The following is an 18,823-nucleotide window of genomic DNA, read 5'->3' on the forward strand; positions in this document are numbered from 1 at the left end:
TTTGCTGTGGCTATAAGACGGGCAAAGTAGGAAGATAGTTACAGAGAGTGGCGTAAAACTTTTGCTTCCGGAAATCAGGCAGCGAAACAAGGCCGGGATAGTAAAAAATACACGACTCAATCTTACTACATAACATGATACTGTTCTGAACCCCTGCTGCTTATGGCATCCGATAAAAAATCGCTCGTCTCCCGAAGAAAGTTTCTCGATCTGACAGCCAAAGGAACCCTGGCCTCATCGGCTATCATCAGTGGATTTCCAACCATCGTACCGGCCTCGGTATTTGGAAAGAACGCGCCAAGTAACCGGATTAACGTGGCGGCCATCGGTACGGGCCGCATTTCGCGCGGGCACGACATGCCGGGTGTCTGGCAGTACGACAACGCGCTGATCATGGCGGTTTGTGACCTGGATAGTAAACGCGCCGAAGCCGCCAAACAACTGGTCAATGGCGTTTATGCCAAGAAAACCGGAAAGGATTATGACGGCGTTCGGGTATACACCGACTACCGGGAATTGCTGCTCAATAAAGACATCGACGCCGTGCTGGTCAGTACGCCCGACCACTGGCACGCGCCCATTGTGATCGACGCCGTGCGGGCAAAGAAGGATGTATACATGCAGAAACCGGCTTCGCTTACCATTGCCGAAGGGCGCATGATGGCCGATGCCGTGAAAAAGTCGGGCCAGATTGTGCAGGTCGGGAGCCAGCAGCGTTCGTCGGAGCAATTCCGGTATGCCGCCGAACTGGTGCGCAACGGCCGAATTGGCCAACTAAAAACGGTGTATGTCGGTCTTCCCGGTGATCCGTCGGGCGACGAAGAACCCCCAATGCCCGTTCCGAAAAACCTGAACTACGATATGTGGCTGGGCACCACGCCTGAGGTGTATTATACCGAAAAGCGGGTGCATCCGCAGGCCGACTTCGACCGGCCGGGCTGGCTCCGATGTGAGCAGTTCGGAGCCGGCATGATTACCGGTTGGGGCGCTCACCATGTCGATTCGGCGCACTGGGCCATGAATACCGAATATACCGGCCCGGTCGAAATATGGGGTAAAGCCGATTTCCCGAAGCACGGGCTGTGGGACGTTCACGGTATATTCAGGACTGAAGCGCTATACGAAAATGGCGTCCACATGATTGTGAGCAATGAGATTCCCAACGGAATTAAGTTTGAGGGAACGGAAGGCTGGATTTTCGTATCGCGGGGCGATGCGGCCGTGACGGCCAGCGACCCGATTGCCAAACAGAATGCCGCCAAGAAGCTTGACGCCAGCGACCCGAAAATTATCACGTCGGTGATTGGCCCTAACGAAACCCATCTGACGGTTAGCAAAGAGCACCATGGCAACTGGTTAGAAAGCATCGTCAGCCGTAAAGAACCAATTGCTCCAGCCGAAGTAGGCCACCGTTCGTGTTCGGCCTGCCTGCTGCACCACGCGGCCATGAAACTGAATCGGAAACTTTACTGGGACCCCAAGAAAGAACAATTCAAAAACGACCCCGAGGCCAACAAACTTCTGTCCCGCACCCAACGGGCACCTTATGCCATTAAACTGATGGCCTCGGCGAAGTAAAATTTCGGTACTTGGTTTACGGTATTCGGTTTACGGTTGGCTAGTGCATACATGAACGCGCCAGCCAACCGTAAACCGAATACCGTAAACCTTAAACAACTTACAAACCAACTTTAATGAAGTTAACCCCCACCGTTAGCGGCCTGTTGCTGGCTGCTTTAGTTGCTGCCTGTCAGTCGTCCGAAAAAAGTGAGAAACCGATGGCCGACTTTCGCCTGATAACCCTCGACCCCGGCCATTTCCATGCGGCCCTGGTGCAGAAAACTATGTACGAAGGTGTCGATTCGACGGTGCATGTCTATGCACCTGATAGCCGTAGCGACCGGTCCGCCGGTGCGGGACCGTCTGACCTGCAACTGCATCTCGACAAAATTGAAGGCTACAACACCCGCGCCGAGAACCCGACGCACTGGAAGGAAGAGGTCTATAAAGGCGCTGACTTTCTGGATAAAATGCTCGCGGATAAAGCGGGTAATGTCGTCGTGATGTCGGGGAATAACCGGCTAAAAACCGACTATATCCAGAAAACCGTTGGCGCAGGTTTCAATGTGCTGGCCGATAAGCCGATGGTCATTAGTGCGTCGAACTTCGATAAGCTAAAGGAATCGTTCACTACGGCCGAGAAAAACAAGGTGCTCCTCTACGATATCATGACCGAGCGGTACGAAATTTCGACCATGCTGCAGCGGGCTTTTTCGCAACAACCCGAGGTCTTCGGTACGCTCGAAAAAGGTACACCCGACAAGCCCGCTGTCACCAAAGAGAGTGTGCATCATTTCTATAAGAACGTATCGGGGAGTATTCTGACGCGTCCGGCCTGGTTTATGGATGTGGCCCAGCAGGGTGAAGGAATCGTGGACGTAACCACGCACCTGGTCGATCTGGTGCAGTGGGAATGCTTTCCCGAGCAGGTCATCGACTACCAGAAAGACATCAGCCTGACGTCGGCCCGGCGCTGGACTACCGACATGAGTCTGAGTCAGTTCAAAGCCATTACCAAACAGAACGCCTTTCCCGATTACCTCAAAAAAGACGTCGTGAAAGACAGCATCCTGCGGGTGTACAGCAACGGCGAAATCAATTACCAGCTTCGAGGTGTCCATGCCAAGGTATCCGTTACCTGGGCCTACAAAGCACCGGAAGGCGCGGGCGATACGCATTACTCCATCATGCGCGGCACCAAGGCGAACCTGATCATCCGGCAGGGGGCCGAGCAGCAGTATAAGCCAACGTTATACATCGAGCCCATTGCTGACAGCAAGGATATGGACGCGGCCCTAAAAGCCGCTTTACCCAAAATCCAGCAGGAATTTCCGGGCGTTGAGGTAAAGAAGATTGCCTCGGGATGGGAGGTGGTTATTCCTGAGAAATACAAAGAAGGCCACGAAGCCCATTTCGGTCGGGTGGCTCAGAAATACTTCGACTACCTGAAAGCAGGCAAGATGCCCACCTGGGAAGTCCCCAACATGATCGCTAAATACTACACAACCACGCAGGCACTGGAACTGGCGAAGAAATCTAAAGAGCGAAAGAGTGAATGAGTGAAAGAGGGGCTAACGCGCTGCCTTTTCACTCATTCACTCATTCGCTCACTCACTCTTTCACTTATTATGAACTCACCACAAGCTGCCAATCGGCGTAATTTTATTAAAGAAACCATCGCCACAGCCGCAGGCCTGGTTGTGCTACCCACATTGCCTATTGAGACTATTGGCGCTCCGGCCATTTTGCGCAGCGGGACTTTAGGCAGCGACGCTGTGCCTGTAGGAGCCTCCCGCATTCGCTTTGCCGTCATTGGCATCAACCACGGGCACATCAACAGCCAGGTAGAGGCTGTGCTGCGGGGTGGGGGCGAATTCGTTTCGTTCTACGCCAAAGAGCCGGAACTGGCCGCACCTTTTGCCAAGCGATTCCCGCAGGCAAAGCAGGTCAAATCAGATACCGAAATTCTGGATGATAAGTCTATTCAACTGGTGCTCACCTCCGGTATCCCGGCCGAACGGGCTCCGCTGGGTATCCGCGTCATGAAAGCCGGTAAGGATTTTATGACCGACAAACCCGGCATAACCACCCTCGAACAACTCGCCGAGGTGCGCAAAGTGCAGAAAGAAACAAAGCGGATTTACTCGATCATGTACAGCGAACGGCTCGAAAACAGGGCGACCGTGAAGGCGGGCGAACTGGTAAAAGCCGGGGCCATCGGCAATGTGATCCAGACCATTGGGCTGGGGCCGCACCGCATGACGCCTAAATCCCGGCCGGACTGGTTCTTCGATAAAAAACAGTTTGGGGGCATCATCTGCGACATTGCCTCGCACCAGTTCGACCAGTTTCTGTTCTTCACGGGCTCCAGGAAAGCGGATATTGTAGCCGCGCAGGTGGGCAATGTCCACTTTCCGCAATACCCAAAGTTTGAAGATTTCGGCGATGTGATGCTCCGGGGCGACGGCGGTATGGGCTACATCCGCGTCGACTGGTTCACGCCCGACGGTCTGAAAAGCTGGGGCGACGGCCGCCTGACCATTCTGGGCACCGAGGGTTTTATGGAACTACGCAAGAACATAGACCCCGGCGGACGCGACGGCGGTAACCACCTGTTCATCACCGACAACAAGGAAACCCGTTACATCGACTGCAGCAAAGAGCCGCTGCCCTACGGCGAGCAACTGGTGAACGATGTAATCAACCGCACCGAAACCGCCATGCCGCAGGAGCATTGCTTCCTGGCGATGGAACTGGCGCTAAAGGCTCAGAAACAGGCGCAGGTTGTGAACTTTAAGAAGTAACGATTTCGTCAGTATCTTATCTCAACCAAAGCGTCAGGTCGCGTAACCTTTTCTTAGGAAGGTTGGTCTGACGCATTGCTTTCCCAAATAGGTGAAGATATAGAGCTGGGAAAGTCTTTAAATGTTAATATCTGCAAGTATAGCGGGTGAAGGCTTAGGGCTGTGCGATAGCAGTAGCGAATTGGCGGTTTGAAACATGTGCTAATTTGAAAACTAGCCCTGAAGTCAAGGACTAATGTTCAATAGCGGAATATTAGCAGAAGCTAAAGTTAGTGTAAGATTTTCAGCCGAAGTTTATTTCGCCAGTCATGTTATTACAAATGAAATATTAGCTAGCGTTTCCTACATTTAGCATCTTGGAAAGATAAAGTCGGTTTAAATCCAACCAAGCGGCTGTCTCACCTAGTGTCACAATTACTTTCTCATTTTGTTTGTTGCTGAATCTTTCAAGCACATAACCTATTGATTTTTCGTCAGTGTAAAAGAATATGACAAAGTCAATTAACATCAAAAGATGAGCAGTGTCACTCATCGAAAAGATAGAAAATATACCTCTCGAAGAAGTTGATTTTTCTTTCGGTTTAATAAGACAACTGTGGTATAAAAGAACATCGATAATATTATTTAATGCTTCAAAAAGTGATGTTTTAGTAATAGTCAAGTTTAAGTCTAAGAATTGTCTTATTCTTTCTTCGTCAGGTTTATTTAAATTGAAAGACAAATACTCAGATAGGGAGGAAATGGAAGCACGCCAAACTAAAGCATAAAGAAATAATTTAAACAAGATTGGATGGATATCATTGCACTCAATATAATATTGTGTTTCAATTTTTTTAATATTAAATTTTTTCGGTAAATCTTTGTAGGCATGCATTTCCTCAAGAAATCTTGCAAAATGCGTTTCTAAGATTTCTATCCTCTTCTCGCATGATGTACATAGAATGAAATTTTCTTTGGGTATGTCTTGTATTTTTCTCCCTTTTCCTTTCTGTTAATTAAAATTGCGTGTCTTGGTTCTATAAACTCAAAAAGCCCCTTGCACATAAACTTTGGAATTATGTGAGAGTTGCGTTTGTCAGCAGGATGAATTAAGCAAAGTTTCCAGTTCGGAAGCTTCATGGTAAAATACTAGATAACAGTTGTAGAAGTCTTAAAATCCTGCAAATTTTGAAAGTCTTGCAATGTCATAAATTAATTTTTCAAATGATTCATCACTCCAAAATTTTGGGTGCATATATCCATGCACAACACTGTTCCTATTATTGCCATTGTCAGTTATTTTAGAAGTTAAAAAATATAGTTTCAATTCTTCTAAAAGGGTTAATAGCTCTTGGCTTTTATGCTTATTCTCTTCAATTGCCAACTCTATTAGCTTGGTACCAACTTTTCGTCTTTGAGGTGTACCATCCTTATTCAAGATTTCTATTCCATACTCGCTTGTTATTGATCTAATTAGTTCTTCCAAATATGAGTACGCAAAAGGTGATAAAACAGAATATGAATTAGGAAAAGCTTCGTATACTTCTTTGACAACTTGCCAGTCAGGAGCCCAATTCCAAAAGTGCGAATGCAGTATTATTTCATCAATATATTTATTAATATCCATATATGATGTCAATATTTCCTTTTAGAAATTACATTGACGTTAAGTTCTCTGACTAAGAAAAAATCTTTATCCCTAAACATACGAAAGTTTTGCCATGCTTCCTGTATTCATTTTAAGCTGAAAAATTTTTTTTAGCTTAAAATGATGAACCTAGTCTTATCGGTTAAGCCACTTCTAAATATACTCATTTTACCGCCCCATAATCTGCACAGCGCAGCCGCCCCTTTGGCCAGATGAAGCATTAATTTCGTCTTGGCCGTAACGGGTTTCTTTTCGATGACGTACGCTTCCGGGTTGGTGACCCAGTCGCCGGTGGGGGCGTCACGGTAGAGGGTGGCTTCGTAGGTTTTGCCGGGCTTCAGAAACGACAGGTCCAGTAGCAGATCGCGGCTGTTTTCATCGGTGATGACTCCTACTTTTGGAAACGGATTGCTGGGTAAGGGCGTTAACCCAGAAAAAACTGAGAAGAACAGTCAGGCGATGTTTGGTAAAAAAAGGCATAGTGAGTTGGAGTAGATCGGTAGGCGGATAAGGCTGTTTACAGAGCCATGAACACAGGCATTTACTCAAATGTAAGTCAAATTGATTAATTGTACCTACGGGCCGCGTTCGGCTTCAGCCCGTATTCATAGGCATTCAGTTACGGGCTGAAGCCGAACGCGGCCCGTAGGTACGTCTCACTGAATTTTTACCACAAGCTTTGCTGTTAGCTCTCTAAAATCCTGCTACCCCTTGGCTGCTACCATTCTACTCATTGACGACGAAGCCCGGCTGCGTCAACTCCTGGCCCGAATTCTACAACTCGAAGGCTATGCGGTGCTGGAGGCTGAAAATGCCCGCGCCGGACTGAAAGTTCTCGAACACGAGGAAGTTCAATTGGTAATCAGTGATGTAAAGCTGCCCGACAAAAACGGGATCGAATTATCGACTCAGATAAAAGAACTCTACCCAGCTACCGAAGTCATTGTCCTGACGGCTTATGGGACCATTTCGGATGGGGTAAAGGCGATCAAAAATGGGGCCTTCGACTACATTACCAAGGGCGATGACAATGACCGGATTATCCCGTTAGTGAGCCGGGCGGTGGAGAAAGCCAACCTGCAATTCAGAATCAAACAGCTTGAGCAGCAGGTTAGTCAACGCTATGGTTTTGAGCGGATTATTGGCCGATCGAGACCCATCCAGCAAGCCATTGAGCTGGCGCGCAAAGTAGCCGTAACCGATACCACTGTGCTCCTGACGGGCGAAACCGGTACGGGCAAAGAGGTATTTGCCCAGGCCATTCACCAGGCGAGCCCTCGTCGTGTTGGGCCTTTTGTGGCGATCAACTGCGGAGCGTTGGGAAAAGATATTCTGGAAAGCGAACTGTTTGGCCATCGGAGCGGGGCCTTTACCGGGGCCAACCGCGACCAGAAAGGCTTGTTCGCGGAAGCAAATAAAGGCACTATTTTTCTGGATGAGATCGGCGAAATGCCTCTCGATTTACAAGCGAAACTGTTGCGCGTACTCGAAACCCACGAGTTTCTGCGCGTGGGGGATACCAAACCCACCAAAACCGATGTTCGGGTGATTGCGGCCACCAACCGGGGGCTGGAAGTGGAAGCCAATGCCGGCCGTTTCCGGCTGGATTTGTATTACCGGCTTTCCGTTTTTCAGATCGAGTTGCCGCCCCTGCGCGAACGGCGCGACGATGTTGCGGATTTGGCGGGTCAGTTTGCCCGGCAGGAAGCGGCCAAAATTGGCAAACGTGACGTTCGACTCCACTCAACGTTTGTGCAGAAATTACAAAGCCACGGCTGGAAGGGCAATATCCGGGAGTTAAAAAACGTGATCGAGCGGGCGGTTATCCTGGCCGATTCGCCCGGTCAGGGTCCCATTGAACTGACACCCGATCTGCTGCCTTATGAGATGCAGGAAACCAGCTTGTCAAGTGACCCAGCCGCCCTGGATTTGGCAACCGTCGAACAGCAGCACATCCGGCGGGTACTGCGTCAGACAAACGGCAATAAAACCGAAACCGCGCGGTTGTTGGGTATTGGTCTGACTACTCTTTACCGAAAGCTTCAGGAGGCAGGCCTTGGGGATTTTGGGTAGTTTTGAGGCCTTATCTTTCTGAAAATAGCAGCTTGTTTTGCTATTTGTTCAGGCGTCGAGATTAAAATTATTAAAGGCTAGAGCGGGGCTAATTTTATCCACTCTGTTGTACAAAACAGATGGCAGGCTAAACTGAGTTGCCTCATTAAAATATTTAATTATACTTTTCTAATATAGAACTCTCGCTGGATAAATTTCTTTGCGTGAGATTTAAAATTTTTCTAATATTTTTAATTTCCTTCTCACTTCATTTTAATGTCTCCGCGCTTGTTTTGTGTCGAAGCAACACCGACAAACGCTATGCAACACCAGACTATCCTCCCAATCTTGCTTTGTGACTTTGGGATGCTTCTGGCTTTTTCACTGGTGTTTAACAAGTGTATACTGTATAGTAAGACTAATCAGCGAGTCATTTACCGAATGAAGCTCTCTCTTATTGCACCGCTGGGTGTGAGCGGGGAGCGGACCGCTTCAACCGTTCTCACTACGATTTCCCATGTCTTCCTTTATAAATTGTCAAATTAGTGTCGTGTCAAAATAAGATTGTTATGAAACGAATTGCCTCGCTCATGCTGATGAGCTTTTGCACCTTATTATTCTATACAAGCTGCTCCCATAAGGAAGAGGAGAAAGAAGAGGAAGTCAGTTACTCGGTAAGTAGTCCTTTGCAGACGGATACAACGATCACCAACCAGTACGTGGCTCAGATCCGCTCCATTCAACATATCGAATTAAGAGCGCTGGAAAAAGGCTATCTGCAGAAAATCTTCGTGGATGAAGGTCAGATGGTCCGGAAGGGGCAAGTCATGTTTCAGATTCTGCCGATCCAATACCAGGCTGAACTACAGAGAGCCGAAGCCGAAGCCAATTTTGTCGGCGTCGAATACACAAATACCAAATCGCTGGCCGACAGCAACATCGTTTCGAAAAACGAATTAGCCCTGGCTAAAGCCAAACTCGACAAGGCCAAAGCCGAAGTGTCGCTGGCCAAAGTACACCTGGGCTTTACGGAAGTCAGAGCGCCTTTCGACGGCATTATGGACCACTTTCAGGTGCGGCTGGGAAGCCTGGTGAACGAAGGTGATTTGCTGACTACGCTCTCCGACAACAGTAAAATGTGGGTGTACTTCAACGTGCCGGAAGCCGAGTACCTGAACTTTAAAACCCACGCGCAGGAGGAAAACCTGAACAGCGTAAACTTACTGATGGCCAATCAACAGGTTTATAAATACTCCGGCGTGGTTCAGACGATCGAAGCTGATTTCAACAACGAGACGGGTAACATCGCTTTCCGGGCCACCTTCCCCAATCCAAACGGGCTGTTACGGCATGGCGAAACTGGTAATATTCAGATGACGCTGCCCCTCCGAAATGCACTGATCATTCCGCAGAAAGCCACCTACGAAGTTCTGGAAAAGAAGTATGTGTATGTGATCGATAAGGATAATAAAGTTCGGTCGCGGGAGATCACGATAGGGGCTGAGATGCCACACATTTTTGCCGTTCGGTCGGGTCTGAATAAAGATGATAAGATTCTCCTGGAAGGCTTACGCCAGGTTAAGGAGAACGAAAAGATAAAATACAAATTCGTGCAGCCTGCCGCGGTTATCTCGAATTTGGGCTTGTACGCCGAATAATTAAACCGTCTAAAAAACAGGAGATATGTTCACTCAATTCATCCGTAGACCGGTATTAGCTATCGTGATATCCATCATGATAGTCTTTATTGGCGTACTGGCAATTAAGCAGTTACCGATTTCGCAGTTCCCCGATATTGCACCTACCACTGTCAACATATTCATCGATTACCCTGGATCCAGTGCCGACGTTCTGGTTAAATCCACGCTGATTACGCTCGAACAGGCCATCAACGGGGTTCAGGACATGCGTTACATTGCCACCGATGCCACCAGCGCCGGTGAAGCGACCCTCCGGATTATTTTCGAACCGGGAACAGACCCGAACGACGCCGTTATCAGGGTCAAAACAAGGGTTGACCAGGTTATGCCGCTGCTCCCTGAACTGGTTCAGCGGGAAGGGGTTATCATCACGCCCATCCAGCCCAGTATGCTGATGTACGTCAACCTCTACGCTAAAGAGAAAGGGATTGACGAGAAGTTTCTCTTCAACTACGCTACGGTGAAGATGATCCCCGAAATCCAGCGGACCAAAGGGGTAGCCCGAGCGCAGATCCTGGGTAGCCGGCGTTACGCGATGCGTGTCTGGCTGAACCCCGACCGCATGCGGGCCTACAACATTTCCGTAGAGGAAGTGATGAAGGCGATGGGTGAGCAGAGCATCATCGGACGCCCGGGCCGACTTGGTCAAAGCTCCGGGATTGCTGCTCAGTCGCTGGAATACGTACTGACGTATAAGGGCCGGTATAGCGATCCCAAAGAGTACGAAGGCATTATTATTCGGGCCAACGCACAGGGCGAAAGTATTCACCTGCGGGACATTGGCCGGGTTGAGCTAGGTAGCGAATTCGTAAACATCTATTCCAATCTGGATGGTCATCCGTCGGCCGCTATCGTGTTGCGCCAGAACTATGGCAGTAACGCCAGCGACGTGATCGAGCAGGTGAAGAAGAAACTCGAAGTAATGAAAGAGTCCTTCCCGCCGGGCGTAGATTACAAAATCAGCTACGACGTTTCGAACTTCCTGGATGCGTCGATCGAGCAGGTAATCGATACATTGCGGGACGCGTTCATTCTGGTGGCCCTCGTGGTATTCATCTTCCTGGGCGACTGGCGGTCGACGCTCATTCCAATCCTGGCGGTTCCCGTGTCGCTGATCGGCGCGTTCTTCGTGATTCAGGCGTTTGGCCTCTCCATCAACCTGATTACCCTTTTCGCCCTGGTACTGGCCATCGGTATTGTGGTCGATGATGCCATTGTGGTGGTGGAAGCGGTGCACGCCAAGATGGAGGAAAAGCCGCATCTATCGCCCTTCGGCGCGGTCAGGCAGGTGCTGGGTGAGATCAGTGGCGCCATCATCGCCATTACCCTGGTGATGGTATCGGTATTCCTGCCGATCTCCTTCATGACAGGACCGGTCGGTACCTTCTATCGGCAATTCTCGATTACGATGGCCAGCTCCATTGTGATTTCGGCCCTGATCGCTCTGACGCTGACTCCCGTATTGTGCGCCATGCTGCTGAAAAATCACCACGGACACGAGCGGAAGAAAAACATCCTGACCCGGATGATCGATAGTTTCAACCGCGGCTTCGACAAGATGACCGGCCGCTACGTGGGGCTGTTGCGGCTGATCGTTAACCGACGCGTTGTCACGGTCCTTGTATTAGCCGTTTTCTGCGTAGGCATTGCCTACGAGAATGAGATTCTGCCCGCGGGCTTTATCCCGAACGAAGACCAGAGTACGATTTACGCCATCATCCAGACCCCTCCGGGTACTACACTGGAAAAAACCAACCAGGTTTCTCAGTCGCTCCAGAAAATCTGCGAAGAGGTGCCGGGTATCGAGTCGGTATCGTCGCTGGCTGGTTACGAGATCATGACAGAAGGCCGGGGATCTAACGCGGGTACCTGTCTGATCAACCTGAAGCCTTGGGGCGATCGGGACAAGAACGTGAAAGAAATCATGGAAGAACTGGAAGGTAAATCCAGGAACCTCGGGGCGACCATCGAGTTCTTCGAACCGCCAGCCATCCCTGGTTTCGGTACGTCGGGCGGTTTCTCCATGCGTCTGCTGGATAAAAACACCGACACCGATTATCGGGAGTTTGACCTGGTCAACAAGAAATTCATGGAAGATCTGGGCAAGCGGAAAGAGCTGATGGGCTTGTTTACCTTCTTTGCTGCTAACTACCCACAGTACGAACTGGAGATCGACAACAACCTGGCCATGCAGAAAGGCGTATCCATTGGCAAAGCGATGGATAACCTCAACATCATGATCGGTAGTACCTACGAGCAAGGGTTTATCAAGTTCAACCAGTTCTTCAAGGTCTACGTCCAGTCTGACCCTGCCTACAGAAGACTGCCATCGGATATTTTGAAACTGTTCGTCAAAAACGATGCGGGTGAAATGGTGCCTTACTCGGCCTTCATGAAGCTGAAAAAAGGCCAGGGACCGAACGAGATTACCCGGTTCAACCTCTACAACTCGTCGGCTATTCAGGGGCAGCCCGCCAAAGGCTTCACCACAGCCGATGCCATTGCCGCCATCCGGGAAGTGGCCGCCAAAACCTTGCCGAAAGGCTATGATATCGCCTTCGAAGGTCTGTCATACGATGAGTCGATGCGGGGTAACGAGACCCTGATCGTCTTCCTGATCGTGGTATCGTTCGTGTATTTGGTACTGGCTGCCCAATACGAAAGCTTCATTATTCCGCTGGCGGTATTGACCTCGTTGCCGGTCGGGATATTCGGTTCGTTCTTTTTGCTGAAAGCGATGGGACTGGAAAACAACATTTACGCGCAGATCGGCCTGATCATGCTGGTGGGTCTGCTGGGTAAAAACGCTGTACTGATTGTAGAGTTTGCCGTGCAGAAACGACAGCAGGGTGAGACCATTCTGAATGCGGCCATCGAAGGAGCCAAAGTTCGTTTCCGCCCGATTCTGATGACTTCGTTCGCCTTCGTGGCGGGTTTGATTCCCCTCATCGTTGCTAAAGGTGCCGGTGCCATCGGTAACCGTACGATCGGTGCTTCGGCCATGGGTGGCATGTTATTCGGAACCTTCTTCGGAGTCATTGTTATCCCCGGCTTGTACTACATTTTCGCGAATATGGCCGATGGTCGGAAGATGATCAGAGACGAGGAAGAGGGCTCATTAACCGAAAACCTGGTTCATTCAGTAGATGCATTTCCACAACACGAAGAAAGTGAAGTCAATGAGAAATAAACGAATAGTCAGTTGGTTAGGGATAGCGTCTTTTGCGCTGATCAATGCTGCCTGTACTGTACCACGCCTGGTTCAGAAAACAGAAAACAAAGCCGTTCCTGCGAGTTACAACAGCTCGCAGGACACAACAAATACGGGAAAGAGCCGGTGGCGGGATTACTTCGTTGACCCCTACCTGGCGGCCCTGATTGATACCGCCCTATATAACAACCAGGACCTGAACGTTACGTTGCAGGAAATTCAGATTGCCAACAACGAAGTATTCGCCCGGAGCGGGGCCTACCGGCCATTTGTTGGCCTGGGTGGAGGGGCCGGAATCGATAAAGTGCCCCGCTACACCAGTCAGGGGGCAGCCGATGCCGCTACTGAAATACGGCCGGGGGTAGAAACACCCGAGATTTTACCGAATCTATACTTTGGGGCAACAGCCAGTTGGGAAGTGGATATCTGGCGCAAACTGCGAAACGCTAAAAAGTCAGCCGTTGCTAGCTACCTGGGTTCTGTTGAAGGGAAAAATTTCCAGGTAACGAACCTGGTCGCTGAAATCTCCAACTCATATTACGAGCTGCTAGCCCTGGATACCCAACTGGATATCATTCAGCGCAACCTTGTCATTCTCAACAATGCTCTGAATATCACGAAGCAGGAAAAAGAAGCGGCCAAAGTGACCGAACTGGCGGTACGTCGGTTCGAGGCTGAGGTATTCAAAACGCAGAGTCTTCAGTACGAAATTCAGCAGAGGATCGTCGAAACAGAAAACCACATCAATTTTCTGGCGGGGCGTTACCCACAGCATATCCAGCGGAATTCGCAGAGTTTCAGCGACATGGTTTTGCCGACGATTGAGGCCGGTATCCCATCGCAACTGTTAGCCAATCGGCCCGACATCAGACAGGCTGAGTGGAACCTGCAAGCGGCCAAGCTCGACGTAACGGTGGCAAAAGCAAACTTCTACCCTTCGCTGAACCTGAGAGCGTTCTTTGGGGTAATGGCCTACAATCCATTGTATATCTTGTCGACTCCTCAGTCGATCATCGCATCGCTGGCGGGTGATTTGGTTGGTCCCATCGTCAACAAGAATTCCATTACGGCCACCTATAAGAGCGCCAATGCCAAGCAGATTCAGACCGTTTATAACTACGAGAAAACGGTGTTGAACGCCTACATTGAGGTGGCAAATCAGCTATCGAATATTAACAACCTAGGCAAAAAGTACGACGCGAAAAATAACCAGGTGCAGGCACTGACCCAGTCAACGAATATATCGCTTCGATTATTTACCTCTGCCAGAGCCGACTATATGGAAGTATTGCTAACCCAGCGTGATGTACTGGAAGCTAGAATGGAACTCATTGAAACCCGAATGCAGCAGATGCATGCCGTAATCAATACGTATCGGGCACTTGGTGGAGGCTGGAGATAACCTGTGCTTTGTAAGCGCACCTGCCTTCATTAAATTAGATTATGACTCCCTGTAGCTGTGTTTTCTCAGCTACAGGGATTTTTTTATAAATCGGCTATTGATGTATCTATTTGTTACAGGAAAATAATGTGTCAAATAAGCTGGAACAACCTGGGTGCCGTGTAGTTTTGATGGCAACTGATCATACATTATCGACAATTCATGTCTACATCACATTCCTCGCTGAATAAAGTGTCCGCCCAGGGGTTATTGGTCGCTATTGGTATCGTGTTCGGCGATATTGGTACATCGCCCCTGTATACGCTAGCGGCTGTTGTGCGCGGCAAAGAACTGAGCGAAACGCTGGTTGTGGGTACGCTGTCTTGTGTGATCTGGACGCTGACCTTGCAGACAACAATCAAATATGTGGTAATTACGCTCCGGGCGGATAACAAAGGCGAGGGGGGAATTTTCTCCCTCTATACGCTTGTCCGCCGGTTTACGGGCCGATGGCTGATGTATCCGGCCGTCATTGGCGGCTCATTCCTGCTGGCTGATGGGTTGATTACGCCACCCATTTCGGTCTCGTCGGCTATTGAAGGCCTACTCATCTTCTACCCGCATCTCGACACGGTCCCAATAGTCATTGCCATTCTGGTTGCGCTCTTTGTCAGTCAGCAATTTGGAACACAGCTGCTGGGAAAACTCTTTGGACCCATTATGTTGGCTTGGTTCACCTTCATTGGAGCCATTGGCTTCTGGGCGCTCTGGGGCCATCTGCCGGTGTTGAAAGCGCTGAATCCAGTCTGGGCATTTCGGCTGTTGGCCGAGTATCCGGGCGGATTCTGGCTCTTGGGGGGCGTCTTTCTCTGCACAACCGGAGCCGAAGCACTTTACTCCGATATGGGCCATTGTGGGCGGGGAAATATTCGGGTTAGCTGGGGCTATGTCAAACTAATGCTTTTACTCTCTTATGCCGGGCAGTCGGCCTGGATGATGCAGCACCTTGGTCAGCGGTTAGGCGAAACCAGTCCTTTTTATTCCATCGTTCCGGCCCCTCTGGTGGTGTTTAGTATCATACTGGCTACACTGGCGACCATCATTGCTTCGCAGGCGCTCATTAGTGGTTCATTTACGCTCGTGGGCGAAGCCATGCGGCTGAACTTATGGCCCCGCCAACTCGTCGTTTATCCCTCCGACTTTCGTGGGCAACCCTATGTGCCCTTCGTAAACTGGGGGTTGATGACCGGGTGTATTCTGATGGTTCTGCACTTCCGCGAGTCGGCCAATATGGAAGCAGCTTTTGGGCTGGCCGTTACCCTGACCATGCTCATGAGTACGGTATTGATGAGTGCTTATCTGCGGGTGAAACGGGTAAACATGGTGCTCGTTATCGCTATTACGGGCTTGTTCCTGACGGTCGAAAGCACATTTTTAGCAGCGAATCTGGTGAAGTTTGAAGAGGGTGGCTGGATTTCGGTAACGATGGGTCTCATTCTGATGGGTATGATGGTTTTCTGGTATCGGGGCGAGTCCATCAAGGCACAGCTCATTCACTACGACTCTTTACCCGGCAATTTGCCGCTGCTCAAACAGTTAAGTAATGATAACGATATACCTAAATTTGCCACGCACCTGGTGTATCTGACAACCGCTGAAGATACCCACAAAATAGAATCAGAAACGCTTTATTCGATCCTGAACCGGGCTCCTAAACGGGCTGATATTTACTGGTTTCTTCACTTGTGCGTCGAAGATGAGCCGTATGTGATGCGCTACAAAGTGGATACGCTGGCGCATGAAGATGTCTATTTCATCACCTTTTACCTGGGTTTCCGGGTGCAGCCCCGGCTAAACCTGCTGTTTCGGATGGTGGTGGAAGATATGGTCAAAAACAAGGAGGTAACCATCGAAAGCCGCTATCAGTCATTGAATGTCCACCGCGTACCGGGCGATTTCCGGTTTGTTCTGTTCCGATCTTTTCTGTCCTATGAGAACGACTTGCCCATCATGTCGAAACTGATTATGAAGGGGTATCTGTTACTGAAACGGATCGCTTTGCCACCCCAGGCGGCCTATGGCCTGGATACTAGTAATGTGGTTATTGAAGACGTGCCACTGGTGCTGACGCGGCCCGCCAACCTCCGCTTGACACGGGTGAAATCGAAAACCCACTCATCCGAAGCGTAAGCTATTTTCTACGCGTGTGTGAGTAGGCTTCCCATGTCTGTGAGGACCCAGACACGGAAGACGTAGGAAGTACACCCTATCAAAATGAAAAGCCGACCCTACCAAAATGGTAGGGCCGGCTTTTTTTATTGCAGTTAGTTTAACGTATTAGTAGATATAAGTATCTGAAAAATAAATAGTTAGCTTGAAGGAGCTGAGTGGTCTATTTTTTTGGGCCATTTCTTGGCATAGCCCCATTGACTGTTTAACATCATATCCCAATTACAATGAGTACTGTCCTGCTTCTCGTCGTATCAGCGTTAGTCTGCTTCGCGCTCTTTTACAAAGCCATCGACTGGTTCGAACACATTTAACGACAAACGAACGGATGAGTGAATCCCGCACACGCTACCGGTCGCTCATTTGCTCTTTCCCTCTCTTATCATGCTGCTAGGCTTATTTATCATCGCACTGCTGGTCTTCGCATACATGCTGTATGTGCTGATTAAACCGGAAAAATTTTAACCTGAACGTCCCGCCACAGGCAGGAGCAACACACATTCACATGTCAACTGAATTAACGGGTGTCGTGGTCATGTACGGATTAACCGTACTGCTGGCCATTCCCCTGGGCAAATACATTGCCAACGTCTTTAAACCAGAGTCTGCCAACGGACCACTTGAACGGTTCATCTACAGATTGGGAGGAATTGATCCTGCCCGCGAAATGAGCTGGAAAGAAAACCTGGTTGCCCTGCTGACGATCAACGCCGTATGGCTGGCTTTCGCCTTTACGCTGCTGGTTTTGCAGGGCGTTCTGCCGCTTAATCCCGACGGAAACCCGTCTATGACGCCCGATCTGGCGTTTAACACCGCCATCAGCTTCATGGTAAACTGCGACCTGCAACACTATTCCGGTGAGTCGGGCCTAACGTATTTGACCCAATTGCTGGTCATCAACTTCCTGATGTTCACGTCAGCCGCCACTGGTATGGCCTCGCTGATGCTCATTGTCCGGTCGTTTTTGCCGAAAGTTGTCGACACGGTGGGTAACTTTTACGTATTTTTCGTGAAGTCGATTACTCGTGTTCTGCTGCCGATTTCATTTGTTGTGGCCATTCTTCTGGCCTTCAATGGGACACCGGCCAGCTTCGATGGCAAAGACAGCGTCATTACCATGCAGGGCGATACCGTTGCGGTATCACGCGGACCGGCGGCTGGTCTGATTGCCATCAAACACGTGGGTACCAACGGTGGTGGCTATTTTGGCGTTAACTCGGCCCATCCGCTCGAAAACCCGAACTACTTCACCAACATACTCGAAATGGTTTCGCAGGTTCTGTTGCCCATTTCTATGCTGTTTGCGCTCGGATTTCTGATCAATCGTCGGCGGTTCACGTGGGTGGTTTATAGCGTAATGACCCTCGGTATGCTCTGTTTACTCATTCCGACGCTGATCACCGAAGTGCACGGAAATCCAGCCATCGCTCATTTGGGCGTTAGTCAGCCAACGGGTGCCATGGAAGGGAAAGAAGTGCGTTTCGGTCCGCTGGCTTCGGCCTATTGGAGTATCGTAACGACCATCATTTCGACCGGTTCGGTCAACTCCATGCACGATTCGTCGATGGCCCTTTCGGGTACGATGGAACTGCTCGGCATGATGACCAATGCCTTCTACGGTGGCTGTGGCGTTGGTTTCATGAACTACTATTACTACCTGATTATTGCCGTCTTCATTTCGGGGCTAATGGTTGGGCGGACGCCGGAATTTTTCGGTCGGAAAGTAGAGGCTCGCGAAATCAAAATTGCCTCCATCGTGGCGCTGCTGAGTACGTTGCTGGTGAAAGGCGGAACGGCCCTGGCGGCCTGGTTCCTGGTCAATTATCCCGACATCGCCAGTTGGAACGTGAAACCGTCGGCCTGGTTAAACAACCCCGCCAACCATGGTTTCACCGAGATACTGTACGAGTTCACATCGGCCAACGCCAACAACGGCTCCGGTTTTGAAGGGCTGGGCGACAATAACTTTTTCTGGAATTACGCAACGGGTATCGTGCTGATTCTGGGCCGGTTTATTCCAATCATTGGACCGGTGGCCATTGCTGGGCTTCTCGCTCAGAAGAAATACGTACCAGAATCGTCGGGAACGCTACCAACGGATACGGGTACCTTCGGCTTGATGACCTTCGCCGTAATCCTCATTATCACGGCCCTATCGTTTTTCCCGGCGCTGGCACTGGGTCCACTGGCGGAGTATTTCAGTCTGAAATAAGCACTTCAGTTTAGATATATCAGCAAGATAAATGCCTGATGCATCAC

At 49.8% G+C, this 18,823-nt stretch carries 13 protein-coding genes; 10 read left to right on the forward strand and 3 right to left on the reverse strand.

Annotated features, from left to right (window positions below; all coding sequences use genetic code 11):
* The first annotated feature begins 162 nt into the window (after positions 1 to 162).
* The 3 genes from SD10_RS03805 to SD10_RS03815 all read left to right on the forward strand — a co-directional run bounded on the left by SD10_RS03805 (position 163) and on the right by SD10_RS03815 (position 4,364).
* On the forward strand, positions 163 to 1,578 hold the full coding sequence (locus SD10_RS03805; RefSeq protein WP_046375760.1) for a Gfo/Idh/MocA family protein: 1,416 nt from the start codon (positions 163 to 165) through the stop codon (positions 1,576 to 1,578).
* A 116-nt stretch (positions 1,579 to 1,694) separates the two neighbouring features.
* The gene (locus SD10_RS03810; RefSeq protein ID WP_046375761.1) at positions 1,695 to 3,119 is read left to right on the forward strand and encodes a putative oxidoreductase C-terminal domain-containing protein; all 1,425 of its coding nucleotides are present in this window, start codon (positions 1,695 to 1,697) and stop codon (positions 3,117 to 3,119) included.
* Between the two features lie 69 nt (positions 3,120 to 3,188).
* A complete protein-coding gene (locus tag SD10_RS03815; RefSeq protein ID WP_046375762.1) occupies positions 3,189 to 4,364 on the forward strand; it encodes a Gfo/Idh/MocA family protein in 1,176 nt (391 codons plus the stop codon).
* A 328-nt stretch (positions 4,365 to 4,692) separates the two neighbouring features.
* Here SD10_RS03815 and SD10_RS03820 read toward each other — a convergent pair whose 3' ends face one another.
* The 3 genes from SD10_RS03820 to SD10_RS29020 form a co-directional block, all read right to left on the reverse strand.
* Positions 4,693 to 5,238 (reverse strand): hypothetical protein, encoded by a 546-nt coding sequence (locus tag SD10_RS03820; protein WP_046375763.1) that lies wholly within the window; start codon positions 5,236 to 5,238, stop codon positions 4,693 to 4,695.
* 276 nt (positions 5,239 to 5,514) lie between these two features.
* Positions 5,515 to 5,970, reverse strand: a complete 456-nt coding sequence (locus SD10_RS03825) for a hypothetical protein (protein WP_046375764.1) — start codon at positions 5,968 to 5,970, stop codon at positions 5,515 to 5,517.
* Positions 5,971 to 6,101: 131 nt separating this feature from the next.
* Positions 6,102 to 6,443 (reverse strand): glycoside hydrolase family 97 C-terminal domain-containing protein, encoded by a 342-nt coding sequence (locus SD10_RS29020; RefSeq protein ID WP_148562536.1) that lies wholly within the window; start codon positions 6,441 to 6,443, stop codon positions 6,102 to 6,104.
* 259 nt (positions 6,444 to 6,702) lie between these two features.
* Here SD10_RS29020 and SD10_RS03830 point away from each other — a divergent pair, with 259 nt between their 5' ends.
* From SD10_RS03830 to kdpA, 7 genes are all read left to right on the forward strand, one after another.
* Positions 6,703 to 8,064: a sigma-54-dependent transcriptional regulator gene (locus SD10_RS03830; protein WP_046375765.1), complete on the forward strand. Its 1,362-nt coding sequence runs from the start codon at positions 6,703 to 6,705 to the stop codon at positions 8,062 to 8,064.
* A 548-nt stretch (positions 8,065 to 8,612) separates the two neighbouring features.
* A complete protein-coding gene (locus SD10_RS03840; protein ID WP_046375767.1) occupies positions 8,613 to 9,701 on the forward strand; it encodes an efflux RND transporter periplasmic adaptor subunit in 1,089 nt (362 codons plus the stop codon).
* Positions 9,702 to 9,726: 25 nt separating this feature from the next.
* Complete coding sequence (locus SD10_RS03845; protein WP_082111507.1) at positions 9,727 to 12,933, forward strand: efflux RND transporter permease subunit; 3,207 nt, start codon at positions 9,727 to 9,729, stop codon at positions 12,931 to 12,933.
* Positions 12,923 to 14,356, forward strand: a complete 1,434-nt coding sequence (locus SD10_RS03850; protein WP_046375769.1) for a TolC family protein — start codon at positions 12,923 to 12,925, stop codon at positions 14,354 to 14,356. Before SD10_RS03845 ends, SD10_RS03850 begins: the two co-directional genes overlap by 11 nt.
* Before the next feature lie 201 nt (positions 14,357 to 14,557).
* Positions 14,558 to 16,525, forward strand: coding sequence for a KUP/HAK/KT family potassium transporter (locus tag SD10_RS03855; protein WP_046375770.1), 1,968 nt, complete (start codon positions 14,558 to 14,560; stop codon positions 16,523 to 16,525).
* A gap of 423 nt (positions 16,526 to 16,948) precedes the next feature.
* Positions 16,949 to 17,029, forward strand: a complete 81-nt coding sequence (locus tag SD10_RS29025) for a potassium-transporting ATPase subunit F (RefSeq protein WP_082111508.1) — start codon at positions 16,949 to 16,951, stop codon at positions 17,027 to 17,029.
* Between the two features lie 40 nt (positions 17,030 to 17,069).
* Complete coding sequence (gene kdpA / locus SD10_RS03860; protein WP_046375771.1) at positions 17,070 to 18,776, forward strand: potassium-transporting ATPase subunit KdpA; 1,707 nt, start codon at positions 17,070 to 17,072, stop codon at positions 18,774 to 18,776.
* The last annotated feature ends 47 nt before the right edge of the window (positions 18,777 to 18,823 follow it).

The sequence above is a fragment of the Spirosoma radiotolerans genome (genome assembly GCF_000974425.1).
Taxonomy (GTDB): Bacteria; Bacteroidota; Bacteroidia; order Cytophagales; family Spirosomataceae; genus Spirosoma; species Spirosoma radiotolerans.

Excerpts from the sequence above, each read along its gene's own strand:
- SD10_RS03850 (WP_046375769.1), top strand. The coding sequence starts at position 12,923 with ATGAGAAATAAACGAATAGTCAGTTGGTTAGGGATAGCGTCTTTTGCG.
- SD10_RS29025 (WP_082111508.1), top strand. The coding sequence starts at position 16,949 with ATGCTGCTAGGCTTATTTATCATCGCACTGCTGGTCTTCGCATACATG.
- SD10_RS03840 (WP_046375767.1), top strand. The coding sequence starts at position 8,613 with ATGAAACGAATTGCCTCGCTCATGCTGATGAGCTTTTGCACCTTATTA.
- SD10_RS03820 (WP_046375763.1), bottom strand. The coding sequence starts at position 5,238 with ATGCATGCCTACAAAGATTTACCGAAAAAATTTAATATTAAAAAAATT.
- SD10_RS03805 (WP_046375760.1), top strand. The coding sequence starts at position 163 with ATGGCATCCGATAAAAAATCGCTCGTCTCCCGAAGAAAGTTTCTCGAT.
- SD10_RS03855 (WP_046375770.1), top strand. The coding sequence starts at position 14,558 with ATGTCTACATCACATTCCTCGCTGAATAAAGTGTCCGCCCAGGGGTTA.
- SD10_RS03845 (WP_082111507.1), top strand. The coding sequence starts at position 9,727 with ATGTTCACTCAATTCATCCGTAGACCGGTATTAGCTATCGTGATATCC.
- SD10_RS03825 (WP_046375764.1), bottom strand. The coding sequence starts at position 5,970 with ATGGATATTAATAAATATATTGATGAAATAATACTGCATTCGCACTTT.
- SD10_RS03810 (WP_046375761.1), top strand. The coding sequence starts at position 1,695 with ATGAAGTTAACCCCCACCGTTAGCGGCCTGTTGCTGGCTGCTTTAGTT.
- SD10_RS03815 (WP_046375762.1), top strand. The coding sequence starts at position 3,189 with ATGAACTCACCACAAGCTGCCAATCGGCGTAATTTTATTAAAGAAACC.
- kdpA (WP_046375771.1), top strand. The coding sequence starts at position 17,070 with ATGTCAACTGAATTAACGGGTGTCGTGGTCATGTACGGATTAACCGTA.